The sequence below is a fragment of the Candidatus Pseudomonas auctus genome (assembly GCF_048654275.1).
In the GTDB taxonomy this organism is placed as follows: Bacteria; Pseudomonadota; Gammaproteobacteria; order Pseudomonadales; family Pseudomonadaceae; genus Aquipseudomonas; species Aquipseudomonas pharyngis.
Genome location: NZ_JBJYZK010000015.1, coordinates 1 through 16686 on the forward strand (window position 1 = coordinate 1; position 16686 = coordinate 16686).

At 60.6% G+C, this 16686-nt stretch carries 15 protein-coding genes; 8 read left to right on the forward strand and 7 right to left on the reverse strand.

The window, feature by feature from the left end:
- Nucleotides 1-306 precede the first annotated feature (306 nt).
- The 5 genes from ppx to ACKUG4_RS23170 all read right to left on the reverse strand — a co-directional run bounded on the left by ppx (nucleotide 307) and on the right by ACKUG4_RS23170 (nucleotide 4916).
- Nucleotides 307-1809 carry an exopolyphosphatase gene (gene ppx / locus ACKUG4_RS23150; RefSeq protein ID WP_039765323.1) on the reverse strand — a complete coding sequence of 501 codons (1503 nt, stop codon included), beginning with the start codon at nucleotides 1807-1809 and terminating at the stop codon, nucleotides 307-309.
- A gap of 248 nt (nucleotides 1810-2057) precedes the next feature.
- Nucleotides 2058-2795, reverse strand: coding sequence for an amino acid ABC transporter ATP-binding protein (locus tag ACKUG4_RS23155; RefSeq protein WP_064600296.1), 738 nt, complete (start codon nucleotides 2793-2795; stop codon nucleotides 2058-2060).
- Nucleotides 2782-3432: an amino acid ABC transporter permease gene (locus ACKUG4_RS23160; RefSeq protein WP_007951832.1), complete on the reverse strand. Its 651-nt coding sequence runs from the start codon at nucleotides 3430-3432 to the stop codon at nucleotides 2782-2784. The genes ACKUG4_RS23155 and ACKUG4_RS23160 overlap by 14 nt, the downstream gene beginning before the upstream one ends.
- Entirely contained in the window at nucleotides 3429-4109 is a 681-nt protein-coding gene (locus ACKUG4_RS23165; RefSeq protein ID WP_445434912.1) for an amino acid ABC transporter permease, read from the reverse strand. The genes ACKUG4_RS23160 and ACKUG4_RS23165 overlap by 4 nt, the downstream gene beginning before the upstream one ends.
- Nucleotides 4110-4130: 21 nt before the next feature.
- A complete protein-coding gene (locus ACKUG4_RS23170; protein ID WP_011336488.1) occupies nucleotides 4131-4916 on the reverse strand; it encodes a transporter substrate-binding domain-containing protein in 786 nt (261 codons plus the stop codon).
- A 256-nt stretch (nucleotides 4917-5172) separates the two neighbouring features.
- On the opposite strand from ACKUG4_RS23170, the gene ACKUG4_RS23175 reads away from it, so the two are divergent.
- The 7 genes from ACKUG4_RS23175 (at nucleotide 5173) to ACKUG4_RS23205 (ending at nucleotide 13313) form a co-directional block, all read left to right on the forward strand.
- Complete coding sequence (locus ACKUG4_RS23175) at nucleotides 5173-5880, forward strand: FadR/GntR family transcriptional regulator (RefSeq protein ID WP_007951828.1); 708 nt, start codon at nucleotides 5173-5175, stop codon at nucleotides 5878-5880.
- Nucleotides 5881-6000: 120 nt separating this feature from the next.
- Nucleotides 6001-6330 (forward strand): thioredoxin TrxA, encoded by a 330-nt coding sequence (gene trxA / locus ACKUG4_RS23180; protein WP_003206727.1) that lies wholly within the window; start codon nucleotides 6001-6003, stop codon nucleotides 6328-6330.
- 249 nt (nucleotides 6331-6579) lie between these two features.
- Nucleotides 6580-7839, forward strand: coding sequence for a transcription termination factor Rho (gene rho / locus ACKUG4_RS23185; RefSeq protein WP_011336486.1), 1260 nt, complete (start codon nucleotides 6580-6582; stop codon nucleotides 7837-7839).
- A gap of 137 nt (nucleotides 7840-7976) precedes the next feature.
- Entirely contained in the window at nucleotides 7977-9932 is a 1956-nt protein-coding gene (locus ACKUG4_RS23190; RefSeq protein ID WP_064600293.1) for an acyltransferase family protein, read from the forward strand.
- 80 nt (nucleotides 9933-10012) lie between these two features.
- Nucleotides 10013-11479, forward strand: a complete 1467-nt coding sequence (ubiD, locus tag ACKUG4_RS23195) for a 4-hydroxy-3-polyprenylbenzoate decarboxylase (protein WP_064379935.1) — start codon at nucleotides 10013-10015, stop codon at nucleotides 11477-11479.
- Complete coding sequence (locus tag ACKUG4_RS23200) at nucleotides 11479-12447, forward strand: CDP-6-deoxy-delta-3,4-glucoseen reductase (protein ID WP_445434913.1); 969 nt, start codon at nucleotides 11479-11481, stop codon at nucleotides 12445-12447. The genes ubiD and ACKUG4_RS23200 overlap by 1 nt, the downstream gene beginning before the upstream one ends.
- A 197-nt stretch (nucleotides 12448-12644) precedes the next feature.
- Nucleotides 12645-13313, forward strand: a complete 669-nt coding sequence (locus ACKUG4_RS23205) for a gamma-glutamylcyclotransferase (protein ID WP_039765337.1) — start codon at nucleotides 12645-12647, stop codon at nucleotides 13311-13313.
- Here the strand turns inward: ACKUG4_RS23205 and glpT are convergent.
- Complete coding sequence (gene glpT / locus ACKUG4_RS23210; protein WP_445434914.1) at nucleotides 13289-14638, reverse strand: glycerol-3-phosphate transporter; 1350 nt, start codon at nucleotides 14636-14638, stop codon at nucleotides 13289-13291. The genes ACKUG4_RS23205 and glpT overlap by 25 nt on opposite strands.
- Before the next feature lie 326 nt (nucleotides 14639-14964).
- Here glpT and ACKUG4_RS23215 point away from each other — a divergent pair, with 326 nt between their 5' ends.
- Entirely contained in the window at nucleotides 14965-15573 is a 609-nt protein-coding gene (locus tag ACKUG4_RS23215) for an energy transducer TonB (protein ID WP_064600287.1), read from the forward strand.
- Between the two features lie 51 nt (nucleotides 15574-15624).
- Here the strand turns inward: ACKUG4_RS23215 and ACKUG4_RS23220 are convergent, their stop codons facing one another.
- Nucleotides 15625-16602: an NADPH:quinone oxidoreductase family protein gene (locus ACKUG4_RS23220; protein WP_064600285.1), complete on the reverse strand. Its 978-nt coding sequence runs from the start codon at nucleotides 16600-16602 to the stop codon at nucleotides 15625-15627.
- Nucleotides 16603-16686: the final 84 nt, after the last annotated feature.

Sequence of the window (16686 nt, forward strand, 5' to 3'; positions counted from 1 at the left end):
ATTGATACCTGTAAACCATGTCCCCGGTCTCAAACGTAAAGGATGTACCCGGTCTTTACCCACCCTAACCCTCTCCCAGAGGGAGAGGGGACTGATCGAGTTGGATGCTCGAGGTACATCGACCTGAAATATCGAGTCGAACTCAGGTCTTGAAAAGCATGAAGATCGGCTCCCTTTCCCCCCTCGTCCCCTTGGGGGAGAGGTTGGGGTGAGGGGGATCGATCGTAAGCACACCACCTGAATCCAGCCGAGCACCCAATAAAAAGGCGATCCCGAAGGATCGCCTTTTTTGTGCCCGCCCGTTACTCAATGTACGGTCAGGACAATCCCTACCCGCGTCAGCCATTCGGCCTCAAGCCCGAAATCCGCCTGGGTCAGCTGATTTTCATCCAGCCAGTTCTCCGGGAATTCCACGTCGAGGTGGTTGCCATTTGCATGCAGCGTCACTTGCGGCATCGCCTGGGTGCCACGGATGTGGTGGAACAGGATGGCGAAACGCAGCAGCACGCACAGGCGGATCAGCTTGTCGCCGTCGTCGCCGAACTCGGCGAACTTGTCCTTGGGGATGTTGCGACGGTGGCCGCGCACCAGCAGGGCGAGCATTTGCTGGTCTTCGCGGGAGAACCCGGCGAGGTCCGAGTGCTCGATCAGGTAGGCGCCGTGCTTGTGGTAGTGATAGTGCGCGATGTCGAGCCCGACTTCGTGCACTTTCGCCGCCCAGCCCAGCAGTTCGCGCCAGATGCCGTCGTCCAGCTCCCAATCCACGGCCACCTGATCGAAGGCGTGCAAGGCTTTGCGCTCGACCCGTGCGGCCTGTTCCTGATCGACGTGGTAGCGCTCCATCAGCGAGGTCAGGGTGCGTTCGCGCACGTCTTCGTGGTGATGGCGGCCGAGCAGGTCGTAGAGCACGCCTTCACGCAGCGCGCCTTCGCAGTGATCCATGCGTTGCAGTTCGAGGGCGTCGAAGATCGCTTCGAGAATCGCCAGACCGGCCGGGAAGATCGCCCGGCGATCCGGCTTGATGCCTTCGAAATCGATCTTGTCGACATCGCCGAGCTTGAACAGGCGGCGCTTGAGCCACGCCAGGCCTTCGGCATTCACCTCGCCGGTGCCGTGCCCGCCGGCCTTCAGCGCCAGGCCGATGGCGCGGATGGTGCCCGAGGAGCCGATGGCTTCATCCCAGGTCAGGCGATGCAGGGCGTGTTCGATGCTCATGATTTCCAGGCGCGCCGCCGTGTAGGCCTGGGCGTAGCGGGCCGGGGTGATCTTGCCGTCCTTGAAATAGCGCTGGGTGAAACTCACGCAGCCCATTTGCAGGCTTTCGCGCAGCAGCGGTTCGAAACGCTGGCCAATGATGAATTCGGTACTGCCGCCGCCGATGTCGGCGACCAGGCGTTTGCCCGGGGTGTCGGCGAGGGTGTGGGACACGCCGAGGTAGATCAGGCGGGCCTCTTCACGGCCGGAGATGACTTCCACCGGATGGCCGAGGATTTCTTCGGCGCGGCGGATGAATTCGCCACGGTTGCGCGCCTCACGCAGGGCGTTCGTGCCGACGATCCGCACGGCGCCCAGTGGCATGCCGTTGATCAGTTGGGCAAAGCGCTTGAGGCAGTCGAGCCCGCGCTGCATGGATTCTTCGTTGAGCTGACGCTCATCGTCGATGCCGGCGGCCAGCTGAACCTTTTCTCCGAGCCGTTCGAGAATACGGATTTCGCCGTTCTGGGCCTTGGCCACGACCATATGGAAGCTGTTGGAGCCCAGGTCGATCGCGGCGATCAGGGACAGATTCTTGGCTTGGGATTGCGGCATGGTCTGGGGGTCTCGGTCGATAACCCCGACATCGTGCCACGATCAAACGCTGCCGCCAACGCGCATGGTTCAAACCCTTGATTCAGCGCATAAAGTCTCAAGACAGCGGCGCGGCCATTCGCGGGCAAGCCCGCTCCCACAGGTTTTGTGTCGAACACAAAACCGTATCCCGCTAGAGAACCCTGTGGGAGCGGGCTTGGTCCGGGCGGCGATCCGACGATGAGGTCAGAAAAGTCCCTGAAAATCCTTCAGGCAGTCGCCTCGACGGTGCCAATGAAGTTCGCCAGCTCCGGCGTCTGCGGATCGGCAAACAGCACTTTCGGGTCCCCTACCTCGTGCACCTTGCCCTGATGCATGAACACCAGTTTGTCCCCGACCTCCCGGGCGAAGCGCATTTCGTGGGTGACCATGATCAGGGTCATGCCTTCCTTCGCGAGCTGGCGGACCACGCTGAGCACTTCGTTGACCAGCTCCGGGTCCAGCGCCGAGGTGATCTCGTCGCACAGCAGCACCTTGGGCGACATCGCCAGCGCCCGGGCAATCGCCACGCGCTGTTGCTGACCGCCGGAGAGACGCTCCGGGAAGGCATCGAACTTCTCACCCAGACCCACACGTTCCAGCATCTGTCGCGCCAGTTCTTGTGCCTTGGCCTTGGGCACTTTCTGCACCACCTGCGGCGCGAGCATCACGTTTTCACCCACCGTCAGGTGCGGAAACAGGTTGAACTGCTGAAACACCATGCCGACTTTCTGCCGCAGGCTGCGCAGGTCGGCGCGGGCGGCGTCGAGGTATTCGCCGTCAACTTCGATCACACCGTCGTTGATGGACTCCAGACCGTTGAGGGTGCGCAGCAGGGTGGACTTGCCTGAGCCGCTGCGGCCGATGATCGCCACCACCTGACCTTCCTCGACGCTCAGGTCGATGCCTTTGAGCACGTGGTGATCGCCGTAATATTTATGCAGGGCAGAAATTCTAAGCAGAGGCATGCAGTCTCCTTTCCAGGTAGCGCGCACTGAGGGACAGGGGGTAGCAGAGCAGGAAGTAGCCCAAGGCAACGAGGCCGTAGACCATGAACGGTTCGAAGGTGGCGTTGGCGAGCATGCCGCCGGTCTTGGTCAGCTCGGTGAAGCCGATGATCGAGGTCACCGCGGTTCCCTTGACCACTTGCACCGAGAAGCCCACGGTCGGCGCCACGGCAATCCGCAGCGCCTGCGGCAGGATCACGTAGCGCAATTGCTCCAGCGGATTCAGCGCCAGGCTCGAAGAAGCTTCCCACTGACCATTGGGAATCGCCTCGACGCAGCCGCGCCAGATCTCCGCCAGATAAGCACTGGTGAACAGGGTCAGGGCAATCGCCGCCGCCATCCACGGCGAAATTTCCACCCCGGCCAGGGCCACGCCGAAGAACACCAGAAACAGCTGCATCAACAGCGGTGTGCCCTGGAACAGTTCGATCCAGGTGCGGGCGATGCTGCTGGGCAGCGGGTTTTTCGAGATGCGCATGATCAGGATCAGCAACCCGACGATACCGCCGCCGATGAACGCCACCAGCGACAGCGCCAGCGTCCATTGCAGGCCGGTCAGCAGATTGCGCAGGATGTCCCAGAACGTGAAGTCGCTCATTGGCTGCTCCTTGCGCTGCTTTTAGACAGATAACGCCGACCGAGCCAGTTCAATAGCTGACGGATCAGCAGCGCCATGCACAGATAAATGAGGGTGGTCAGCGCATAGGTTTCAAAGGCGCGGAAGTTGCGCGACTGAATGAAGTTGGCGGCGAAGCTCAATTCTTCGGTGGCAATCTGCGAACACACCGCCGAACCGAGCATGACGATGATGATCTGGCTGCTGAGTGCCGGCCAGACTTTGCCCAGCGCCGGCAGCAGCACCACGTAACGAAACGCCTCGAAGCGGCTCATCGCCAATGCCGCTGCGGCTTCCAGCTGCCCGCGCGGAATCGCCTGGATACCGGCGCGGATGATTTCCGTCGAGTACGCACCGAGGTTGATCACCATCGCCAGCACCGCCGCCTGCCACTCGGAAATCTGCACGCCGAGGGACGGCAGGCCGAAGAAGATGAAGAACAACTGCACCAGAAACGGCGTGTTGCGGATCAACTCCACATACACGCCGAAGATCGCCGAGAACGGGCGGATGTTCCACGCCCGCACCAGCGCCCCGACGATGCCCACGCCAACCCCGAAGAGTGCGCCGATGGCCGTCAGCTCAAGGGTGAACAGCGCCCCGCGCAAGAGCAGGTCGGTGTTTTCCACCACCGGCAAGAAATCGAACTGATAGGCCATGAAGGTCTCCCGCGTCGCCGGTCAGAGGTCGGCCGGCAGCGGCTCTTTAAGCCAGGTCTGCGCGTTCTTTTCCAGCGCGCCGTCAGCCTTGGCGGTGGTCAGGATCTCGTTGACCTTGCCCAGCAGCGCCGGCTCGTTCTTGTTCACGCCGACGTAGACCGGCGAATCCTTGAGCTTCACTTTCAGCGCGGGCACGCGTTTGGGGTTCTTTTCGCTGATCGCGACCATCACCACGTTGCCGCTGGCGATCAGGTCGACTTGCCCTGCGAGGTAGGCGGCGATGGTCGAGTTGTTGTCTTCGAAGCGCTTGATGGTCACGCCTTCAGGGGCGACCTTGGTCAGCTCGATATCTTCGATGGCGCCACGGGTGACGCTGATGGTTTTGCCCTTGAGATCGTCGAGGGTGCTGACGGCCGCGTCCGGCGGGCCGAACACGGCGAGGTAGAACGGCGCATAGGCGCGGGAAAAATCGATGACCTTCTCGCGCTCGGGGTTCTTGCCGAGGCTGGAAATCACCAGGTCGACCTTGCCGGTGGTGAGGAACGGGATGCGGTTGGTGCTGTTGACCGGGGTCAGTTCGAGTTTGACCTTGAGCTGCTCGGCCAGCAGTTTCGCGGTGTCGATATCGAGGCCGCGCGGCTTCATGTCCGGGCCGACCGAACCGAACGGCGGGAAGTCCTGGGGCACGGCGACTTTCAAGGTGCCGCGCTTGACCACGTCATCCAGACCGTCGGCATGGGCGGGGGCCTGGCTCAGCATCAGACCGGCAAACAGGGCGGCGAGGAGGGCGCTGTAACGCTTCGTCATGGACAATCTCCGGATCGGCGGGAAGTGAATTCTGCGATCGGACAGAGCACGGGCCGTGCCAAGACAGGGGTTTGGCATCGCAAAGCCACGGGTTTGGCGGGTTTGTTCGGTCTTACTGGTCTGAACAGTCAGGTCGGATTTCGCACTGCGATAGCGCATCGACGCGCACCGTCGAACCCCGCTGGGGCACGACTTGCCTGATGCCTCGAATAGCTTTACAACTGGCCGCACCTTGGCCTGGTCCGTCTGGAAAACCATGAACTCGATCTCCCGCGCCGTACCCGAAGTGGCGCTGCAAGCGATCCGCAAACTGATTACCGAGCAGGGCTTCGGCCCCGGCGATGCGTTGCCCTCGCAGCGGGATCTGGCGGTTCAGCTGGGCGTCAGCCGCGCCTCGTTGCGTGAGGCGTTGTCGTCCTTGAGTGCGCTGGGTGTGGTCAGCATTCAACCGGGCAAAGGCGTGTTCGTGCAGGCGCCGGTCGAGTTGCCTCGTGGCGAGGGCGCACCGGCCTGGCCGTTCGCCGCCCAGGCTTCGCCGCTGGAAATCTTTCAGTTGCGCTATGCGCTGGAAGGGTTTGCGGCCGGTCTGGCGGCGGTGACGTTGAGCACGTTTGATCTGGACGAACTGGAAGACAACGTCGCCGCCATGCGCGAGCAACTGCGCGCCGGCGACTTCGAGGCGGCGGCGAAACTGGATTTCGAATTCCACCGGCGGATCCTCCTGGCCAGCGGCAATCAGGCGATGCTGAGCATCCTCACCGCCAGCGCCGACATCTTTCTGGAGAGCCAGAAGCTACCGTTCATCCGCGCCGAGCGGGCCATGGAAACCTGGCAGGAACACCGCAAGATCCTCCGCGCCCTGGCCCGCCGGGCGTCCGCCGCCGCGCAGAAAGCCATGCAGGAGCACGTGCGCAACGCGGCCCTGCGTACCGGAATTTCCTTCATCGCCCCCGCCAGCGCGTGACTTGAGCTATACCCAAACTCATCGAGTGCCATAGCAAGACTCAATCATCTGCGGCTTCCTGAACAAGGGAAGGGCGGCTATGATGGGCCACGTTTTTTTGCTTACAACCTGGAGAATTCCATGAGCAGCGATCTGATCAAACACGTTAGCGACGCTAGCTTCGAAGCCGACGTACTCAAGGCCGAAGGCGCTGTCCTGGTCGACTACTGGGCTGAATGGTGCGGCCCTTGCAAAATGATCGCTCCGGTTCTGGACGAGATTGCAGAGACTTACAAAGGCAAGCTGACCGTTGCCAAACTGAACATCGACGAAAACCAGGAAACCCCTGCCAAGCACGGCGTACGTGGTATTCCGACCCTGATGCTGTTCAAGAACGGCAACGTGGAAGCGACCAAGGTCGGCGCTCTGTCGAAGTCGCAACTGGCTGCTTTCCTCGACGCCAACATCTAAGCGTCGCGGTAAAGACTGTCCTGAAAAAGCCCCGCAAATTGCGGGGCTTTTTGCGTATTCAGGGCTAGACGCTCCGAAACTCAGGTGGTACATTCGGCCCCGCACTGGTTTCTCCACTGCCCCCTGCTAGCCGTCGCCGACGCACTCCTTTTCGAATAAGTACGCGATCCTGTCGCCTCTCCGCGGCGCGGCCTCATTAAGCCAAAAGCTTAATTTCCCCCCCTCCATAAATGATTACGTCATTCCTATATGAATCTGACTGAACTCAAGCAAAAGCCGATTACCGAACTGCTCGAATTGGCCGAACAGATGGGCATAGAAAATATGGCCCGTTCGCGCAAGCAGGACGTGATTTTCTCCCTGCTGAAAAAGCACGCTAAAAGCGGTGAGGAAATCTCCGGTGATGGCGTGCTGGAGATTCTCCAGGACGGCTTCGGCTTCCTGCGCTCCGCTGACGCTTCCTACCTCGCCGGTCCTGACGACATCTACGTCTCGCCGAGCCAGATCCGCCGTTTCAACTTGCGCACCGGTGACACCATCGTTGGCAAGATCCGCCCTCCGAAGGAAGGCGAGCGTTATTTCGCCCTGCTCAAGGTCGACACGATCAACTTCGATCGTCCTGAGAACGCGAAAAACAAGATTCTCTTCGAGAACCTGACCCCGCTGTTCCCGACCGTGCGCATGAAGATGGAAGCCGGCAACGGTTCCACCGAAGACCTGACCGGTCGTGTGATCGACCTGTGCGCTCCGATCGGCAAAGGCCAGCGTGGTCTGATCGTTGCACCGCCGAAAGCCGGTAAAACGATCATGCTGCAGAACATTGCAGCGAACATCGCCCGTAACAATCCTGAAGTTCACCTGATCGTGCTGTTGATCGACGAGCGTCCGGAAGAAGTGACCGAAATGCAGCGCACCGTGCGCGGCGAAGTGGTTGCCTCGACTTTCGACGAGCCACCGACCCGTCACGTGCAAGTGGCTGAAATGGTGATCGAGAAGGCCAAGCGCCTGGTCGAACACAAGAAGGACGTGGTGATCCTGCTCGACTCCATCACCCGTCTGGCCCGTGCCTACAACACCGTGATTCCGAGCTCCGGCAAGGTGCTGACCGGTGGTGTCGATGCCCACGCCCTGGAGAAACCGAAGCGTTTCTTCGGCGCCGCGCGCAACATCGAAGAAGGCGGCTCGCTGACCATCATCGCCACCGCGCTGGTTGAAACCGGCTCGAAGATGGACGAAGTGATCTACGAAGAGTTCAAGGGCACCGGCAACATGGAGCTGCCACTGGACCGTCGTATCGCCGAGAAGCGTGTGTTCCCGGCGATCAACATCAACAAGTCCGGTACTCGTCGCGAAGAGCTGCTGACTGCCGACGATGAGCTGCAGCGTATGTGGATCCTGCGCAAACTGCTGCACCCGATGGACGAAGTGGCGGCCATCGAGTTCCTGGTCGACAAGCTGAAGACGACCAAGACCAACGACGAGTTCTTCCTGTCGATGAAGCGCAAGTAATACGCTGTTGTTTGAAAAAAGCGCCCCATAAGGGCGCTTTTTTTTTCGCGACGGATTATTCGTATCTGGATTGAAATGCACGTGGCTGATAACTTTCGCGCTTTCCAAGGACTCTGTATCCAGAAACGAGAAAGGTCATGCACACGTTTGGCAATCGCCGTGATATCGACGGATTACGAGCTCTGGCGGTTATTCCCGTCGTACTGTTTCATTTTGGATTCAGTACATTCAGTGGCGGCTTTGTCGGGGTTGACGTTTTTTTCGTCATTTCCGGCTTCCTGATTACAACGATCCTGTTCCGCGAAATCAGCGCTCAGCGCTTCAGCTTCATTGATTTCTGGGCACGCCGTGCCCGCCGCATCATTCCTGCCCTGAGCGTGGTCATGCTGGTGACGCTGGCATTGGGCTGGTTGCTGCTGACGGCCAAGGACTTCGCCGAACTCGGGCGAACAGTGCGCTATCAGTCGCTGTTCATCTCCAACATTCTGTTCATGCGCGAGGACGGCTACTTCCAGCCAGCCTCGGATCTGAAGCCGCTGCTGCATACCTGGTCGCTGGCGGTGGAAGAGCAGTACTACATCTTCTTTCCGCTGTTGATGGCGGTGCTGATCCGCTATTTCCGCCATTGGCGCTGGATGCTGTTCGCCGTGTTGCTGGTATCGTTCGGCTTGAACATCGCCAACATCGAACACAAGCCGGAATTCACCTTCTTCTCGCTGCCTACCCGGGCCTGGGAGTTGCTCTGCGGCGCGATGCTCGCGGTAATTCCGGCGCCGAAGCAGGCGGTGCGTCCGTGGTTGTATCAGGCCGTGGGGCTGGCCGGTCTGGCGGCAGTGCTGGTCGCGGTGTTCACTTTTGACAAATCCACCGTGTTTCCGGGCTGGGCAGCCTTGTTGCCGGTGCTGGGGACGACGGCGCTGATCTGGTCGGGCGCGCAAGGTGCGAGCCTCACCGGGCGGCTCTTGAGTCTGCGGCCGTTGGTCTGGGTCGGCTTGCTTTCGTATTCGCTCTATCTTTGGCATTGGCCGGTGTTTGTCTACGCCAACGCGATTTCCATCGATGGCATTCAGCCTGTTGAGGCAATCGGCTGGATAGCCTTGGCGCTGGGCCTGGCCTGGCTGAGTCTGCGCTATATCGAGCTGCCGTTTCGCGAAAAACGCTTGCTCGCCTCGCGTAATGCAGTGCTGGCAGGCGGTCTGGCCGCCATCGTTGCACTCGTGGCGACGGGGTCGGCGATCCGTTCCGCCGACGGTGTCCCTCAGCGTCTGACCGGTAAAGCGCTGGAGTATGCACAGTCCCGTGAGTGGCATGCAGGGCAGATGAAATGCATGCTGGTGACTCAGGATAAAGAGCTGGACAAGGCCTGTCTGGTGGGTGGCAACGAGGATGTTCCGGCCACTCAATTGTTCTGGGGCGACAGCCACGCCGCCGCCTTGCTGCCGGCCATCGAGAATAATGCCCGTCGCGAGGGGCGTCCGGTTTGGCTGTACAGCATGAGCGCGTGCCCGCCGATTCTCAGCGACGATCCGCGTCAGCGCTGCAAGGATTTCAACGAACAGACCATGGAACGTGTGCGCAGCCTCGGCATCAAGGATGTGGTGCTGGCGTCCAACTGGAGCCTTTACGTGTATGGCCGCGAAGACGGCGATAAGAAGGTGCTGCTCAATTCGCAAGACGATACCGTCCAGGCCGAGCAACGCATGGCCGCAGCGCTGAAGGCGCGAGTTGCCGCATTGAGGGCAACGGGGGCGCAAGTCTGGCTGTTCAAGGAGGTGCCGCTGCAACGCAAAGGCACCATCAACCGCTTGACCAGCCTGGCGCGGATCGGAAGGTCCGCCGAAGGGCTGGGTCGTCCGCTTGAGGAACATCTGGCGCGCCAGCATTTCCTCAGCAGCCTGTTCGACTCCATGAGCGCCGCTGATCCGGGTGTGCACGTGATCGATCCAACGCCGCTGATGTGCGGCAATGGCGTCTGCGGCATCGAGGTCAACGGCCATTCGCAGTACAAGGATGAGGATCATCTTTCGGACGCGGGGAGCTCCCGGCTGAGCCCGCTGTTTGCACCTCTGCTGCTGGGGACGAGCCACAATTGAGCGAGGCCTGATGCTGACGGGCTGCTGTTTGCCCGTCAGAGCAGGTAGGATGTACGCCTATTTTGAGGGTGCCATCGTCAATGAAATTCAAGGATCTTCGGGATTTCGTGCAGCAGCTTGAGCAGCGCGGAGAGTTGAAACGCATCCAGATTCCCGTTTCGCCGGTGCTGGAAATGACCGAGGTGTGCGACCGCACGCTGCGGGCCAAGGGCCCGGCGCTGCTGTTCGAGAAGCCGACCGGTTACGACATCCCGGTGCTCGGCAACCTGTTCGGCACGCCCGAGCGGGTGGCGATGGGCATGGGTGCCGAGTCGGTCAGCGAGCTGCGCGAAATCGGCAAGCTGCTGGCGTTCCTCAAGGAACCGGAGCCGCCGAAGGGCTTGAAGGACGCGTGGTCGAAGCTGCCGATCTTCCGCAAGATCATTGCGATGGCGCCGAAAGTCATCAAAGACGCGCCGTGCCAGGAAGTGGTCATCGAAGGCGATGACGTCGATCTGGCGATGCTGCCGGTGCAGACCTGCTGGCCGGGCGACGTGGCACCGCTGATCACCTGGGGCCTGACCGTCACCAAAGGTCCGAACAAGGATCGGCAGAACCTTGGCATCTACCGTCAGCAAGTGATTGGCCGCAACAAGGTCATCATGCGCTGGCTCAGCCATCGTGGCGGTGCGCTGGATTTCCGTGAGTGGTGCGAGAAGCATCCGGGCCAGCCGTTCCCGGTGTCCGTGGCCCTCGGTGCGGATCCGGCGACCATTCTTGGCGCGGTGACGCCGGTGCCGGACAGCCTCTCCGAATACGCCTTCGCCGGCCTGTTGCGTGACAGCCGCACGGAGCTGGTGAAGTGCCGCGGCAACGACCTGCAAGTGCCGGCCACTGCCGAAATCATCCTCGAAGGCGTGATCCATCCGGGCGAAATGGCCGATGAAGGCCCGTACGGCGACCACACCGGTTACTACAACGAAGTCGACAGCTTCCCGGTGTTCACCGTCGAGCGCATCACCCACCGGATCAAACCGATTTACCACAGCACCTACACCGGCCGTCCGCCGGATGAGCCGGCGATTCTCGGCGTGGCATTGAACGAAGTGTTCGTGCCGATCCTGCAGAAGCAGTTCCCGGAGATCACCGATTTCTACCTGCCGCCGGAAGGCTGCTCGTACCGCATGGCCGTGGTGACGATGAAGAAGTCGTATCCGGGCCACGCCAAGCGCGTGATGCTGGGTGTCTGGTCGTTTTTGCGACAGTTCATGTACACCAAGTTCGTTATCGTCACCGACGACGATATCAACGCGCGGGACTGGAACGACGTGATCTGGGCCATCACCACGCGCATGGACCCCAAGCGCGACACAGTGATGATCGACAACACGCCGATCGACTACCTCGACTTCGCCTCGCCGGTGTCGGGACTCGGCTCGAAGATGGGCCTGGACGCCACCCACAAGTGGCCGGGCGAAACCACTCGCGAGTGGGGCCGCGTCATCGTCAAGGATGACGCCGTCACCCAACGGATCGATGCCATCTGGAATCAGTTAGGAATAGATTGATGCGTGTAACCCTGCAGCCCTCCGGAGCGGTGCTCGAGATACGGCCCGGAGAGCGGATTCTCGATGGTGCGCGGCGCCTGGGCTACGAATGCCCGCAAAGCTGTCGCAACGGCAATTGTCACGTGTGCGCGGCGCTGCTGGTGGAAGGCCGGGTCGCGCAGGCCGGCAAGGTGCACGACCACGGCGAGTTCTACACTTGCATAGCGGAGCCGCTGGAAGACTGCATCGTGCTGTGGGATGGCGTGCTCGCGCTGGGAGAACTGCCGGTGCGCAGCGTGTCGTGTCAGGTCATCGAATGCCGGGACGTCGGTGGCGATACCTTTCGTGTGCGGCTGCGGGCGCCGGCCGGCAAGCCGCCGCGCTACCACGCTGGCCAGTATTTGATGATCGAGCGCGAGAACGGCGAGAAATCGGCGTTCTCCATGGCTTCGGCGCCTCACGGCGGGCGCGATCTGGAAATCCATGTGCTGGCGCGCGAATCCAGTGCGCTGAGCCTGATCGATCAGCTCAGGCGCAACCCGATGGTGCGGGTCGAACTGCCGTTCGGCGATACCCACCTGGCGGAACTGCCGGACGGGCCGCTGGTGCTGATCGCCGCTGGTACTGGCATGGGCCAGATCCACAGCCTGATCGAGCATTGCCGGGCCACGGGCTTCAAACACCCGGTGCATCTGTATTGGGGCGTGCGTCGTCCGGAAGATTTTTATGAAATCGAGCATTGGGACGAATGGCTGAAGTTGCCCAATCTTTTCCTGCACAAGGTCGTCAGTGATCAGTGCGGCTGGGAAGGGCGCTGCGGCATGTTGCACGAAGCGGTATGTGAGGATTTCCCTGATCTGAAATCGCTGCACGTCTATGCCAGTGGCTCTCCGGCCATGGTCTACGGCACGCTGGATGCGCTGGTCGAAGCCGGGATGGATGCCCATCAGATGCGTGCGGATGTATTTGCTTACGCACCCCGCTCCTGAGTTCGTTATAACTCTCCATATAGCCGATCGGTATTTATGTAATTACATAAATACCGGTAGGTTATATATCCATCAGGCAATCAATTAAGAACTGTGCCATGGCACTCAAATTGCCTTAAAACATATGTGCCTTATTGTTACAGCGGTGCGTTCTATTAAGTAATTCTTCACCCGCGGGGAGCTGAACGCTATTCGCCATGAGCGCCATTGAAAACGCTTTTCTGAACCTGGCTTACCCTCCGCGGCTCGATCTTGGGCCGCAGCTGACGCACGAACAACTTCTCGCTTCCATGCAATCGACCATGGCACGCCACAAGGGCGGGCCGGTGTGGCTGTTCGCCTACGGTTCGCTGATCTGGCGGCCGGAATGCACAGCCGTGGAGCGGGTGCGTGGGCGCGTGCATGGCTACCACCGTGGCTTGTACCTGTGGTCCCACGAGCATCGCGGCACGCCGGAAATGCCCGGTCTGGTCTTTGGTCTGGATCGTGGCGGCTCGTGCAGCGGCTTCGCCTACCGGTTACCGGAAGACAATCTGGACAGCGCGCTGTATGCATTATGGAAGCGCGAAATGCCGTTCCCGTCCTATCGGCCACACTGGCTCAACTGCCGACTCGAAGATGGCAGCCAGGTTCAGGCGCTGGGATTCGTGTTGGAGCGACACCTGCCCAGCTATGCCGGCAACTTGCCGGATCATGTGCTGAGCCAGGTGTTCGAAAGCGCTTGCGGGCGGTACGGCACGACTCGCGATTATGTCGAGCAGACCGCTCACGCCCTGCGCAGCCACGCCATGCCAGACCGGAATCTGGAGGCGCGGCTCAAGCGCTGTAAGTCAAAAGCCGATCAGGCGACTGCTTCGCGGCTCTGACTGGCGACTTGCTTGTGCCACAGGGTCGGGGCCAGGAAGGCCATCGACAGCAGGCAAGCGCCCACCAGCAGCACGAAACCGCCATCCCAGCCGAAATGGTCCACGGTGTAGCCCATCGCAGCACTGGCCGCGACCGAACCACCCAGATACCCGAACAGACCGGTGAAGCCCGCAGCGGTGCCAGCGGCTTTCTTCGGCGCCAGTTCCAGCGCCTGCAGACCGATCAGCATCACCGGGCCATAGATCAGGAAGCCGATGGAGAACAGCGCGATCATGTCGACGGTCGGGTTGCCGGCCGGGTTCAGCCAGTACACCAGCGTCGCGACGGTCACCAGTGCCATGAACACCATACCGGTCAGGCCACGGTTGCCACGGAAGATCTTGTCCGACATCCAGCCGCACAGCAGCGTGCCCGGAATCCCCGCCCACTCGTAGAAGAAATAGGCCCACGAGGTTTTATCCACGGTGAAACCCTTGGCTTCTTTCAGGTAGGTCGGCGCCCAGTCCAGCACGCCGTAGCGCAGCAGGTAGACGAAGACGTTGGCCATGGCGATATACCAGAGCATTTTGTTGCGCAGCACGTATTTGACGAAGATTTCCTTGGCGCTGAATTCGTCTTCGTGGCTGGCGTCGTAGCCTTCCGGGTAGTCGTTCTTGTACTGCTCGATCGGCGGCAGGCCGACCGATTGCGGGGTGTCGCGCATGGTCACGAAAGCGAACACTGCTACCGCCAGGGCGACGGCAGCCGGGACGTAGAACGCTGCGTGCCAGTCGTTGAACAGGCCCATGCCGATCAGGAACAGCGGGCCGATCAGGCCGCCACCGACGTTATGCGCCACGTTCCACACCGACACCACGCCGCCACGTTCCTTCTGCGACCACCAGTGCACCATCGTGCGTCCGCTCGGCGGCCAGCCCATGCCCTGGGCCCAGCCGTTGATAAACAGCAGGATGAACATCATGGTCACGCTGGAGGTTGCCCAGGGCGCGAAACCGAAAATGAACATCACCCCGGCCGAGACCAGCAGGCCGAACGGCAGGAAGTAACGCGGGTTGGAGCGGTCGGACACCAGGCCCATGAGGAACTTGGACAGACCGTAGGCGATGGCGATGGCTGACATCGCCAGGCCCAGGTCGCCACGGCTGTAGCCTTCGTCGATCAGGTACGGCATTGCCAGCGAGAAGTTCTTGCGCAATAGGTAATAACCCGCATAGCCAAAGAAGATGCCGGCGAAGATCTGCCAACGCAGGCGTCGGTAGGTGCTGTCGATTTTTTCTTCAGGCAATGGAGCCTGATGTGCGGCAGGACGAAAGAAAGCAAACATTCAAGAGCTCCAGATTTCTTGTTTTGACTGCGGATGCGAATGTTACAGTTTCGTTACCGAAAATAGCACCGCTTCCCATCGGCAAAACAGTGGAAATGTTGGATGTCGCGCGTTCCTTTATGAACATGTCGCTCAGATATAAGTGCAGGGCGTTGTGGGAAAGGTTACCTCGGCGTCTTCCTGCGGGGTTCCAGTGCGTTGTAGGGCAGAACTCGAGGAAATGTCCTGCTTCCAACGCAGAAGCGACGACGTTCTGTTTTGGCTGGCGGCACCTTAACCTTTTCGCAGATGCCTGATCGGGCATTCGGGTCGCAAGGGGAGGGGTTATGCCGTGGTGTGTGTTGTTGATTTTGCTGTTGGTGGCCGCCAGTTCCAGGGCGGCTGAAGTGTTCTTGATTCCGGAACATAATCCGAAACCCATCTACCCGCCGGGACTGCAACGGGCCGGGTTTACCGGAGGAGTCAAAGTTAGCTTCATCGTCAGTGCGGACGGCGCAGTGAGTAAGGTCGGAATTTTGAAAAGCGATCATGCCGAACTGTCCGATGCGGTGAAAAACGCTCTGGCGCAATGGCGCTTTAAACCGTGGACTGTTGAAGGAGAGCGCCCGCCAGAACAGGAAATCATCGCGCCGATGACGTTCGGATTCGATTCTCCTGAAGGCGTGAACCTGTGGCTAAAAGATCTCAAATGTCGTGAGTTCAACAGTTTGCTGGCGCATTACCCAAAACATTCCTGGATGGATGCTGCACCGTTTCATTACGTGCGCGGCTATCTGGCAAGTACGTTTTTCCAGAGGCAGATCCCAATGGAGCAACGTTTGGCGATGATAGCCAAAATGAACAAGCGTGTTCCCGGCATTGTGATGCGTTGCCAAAAGAGTCCAGGCCTTAAGTACGTGACCCTTCTGCCGGAAGACATTCGTAAGGTTTTATGAGAACAGCGCATGCCTGTCTGGTCAGGTGTATGACCAGACAGCTTTTTCTGTTTAGCGCACGCTGACTACCACCTTGCCCACGGCCTTGCGCTGCCCGAGATCATTGATCGCCTGCGCGGCATTGCCCAGCGGATAGACCTGCGACACCAGCGGCTTGAGCTTGCCCTCGGCAAACCAGCCGAACAATTGCTGGAAATTCGCCGCGTTGTCCTGCGGCTGGCGCTGGGCGAAGGAGCCCCAGAAAACGCCGAGCACCGCCGCCCCCTTGAGCAGGGCGAGGTTGACCGGCAGTTCGGGAATGCGTCCGCTGGCGAAGCCGACCACCAGCAGGCGGCCGTTCCAGGCGATGGCGCGGATGGACTGGTCGAACAGGTCGCCGCCGACAGGGTCGTAGATCACATCCGCGCCCTGGCCGTCGGTCAGGCGCTTGATTTCGTCCTTGAGGCTGGTTTCGCTGTAGTTGATCAGTTCGTCGGCACCGGCAGCCTTGGCCACCGAGAGTTTTTCCGCGCTGCTGGCGGCGGCGATCACCCGGGCGCCCATGGCTTTGCCGATTTCCACGGCGGCCAGGCCAACGCCGCCGGAGGCGCCGAGTACCAGCAGGGTTTCGCCCGGTTGCAGATTGCCGCGCTGCTTGAGGGCGTGCATCGACGTGCCGTAGGTCATGCTGAAGGCGGCGGCGGTGTTGAAATCCATCGATGGCGGGATCGGCAGCACGTTGTAGCCCGGCACCGCGACCTGCTCGGCGAAGCTGCCCCAGCCGGTCAGGGCCATGACCCGGTCACCGACTTTCAGGTGACTGACCTTTTCCCCCACCGCGCTGACCACGCCGGAGGCTTCGCCACCCGGCGAGAACGGGAAGGGCGGCTTGAACTGGTACTTGCCCTCGATGATCAGCGTGTCCGGGAAGTTGACCCCGGCGGCGTGCACGTCCAGCAGGATTTCATTCTTCTTGGCGACAGGACTGGCGACGTCTTCCAGCACCAGCGATTCGGCAGGGCCGAAGGCTTTGCACAGCACGGCTTTCATCAGGGCTATTCCTTTGGGAGTGATGGCCGATAAGTGTAGGTGTGGCAGTCAACGGGTCAACGAGCATGCCCGGCCCTGATAGTC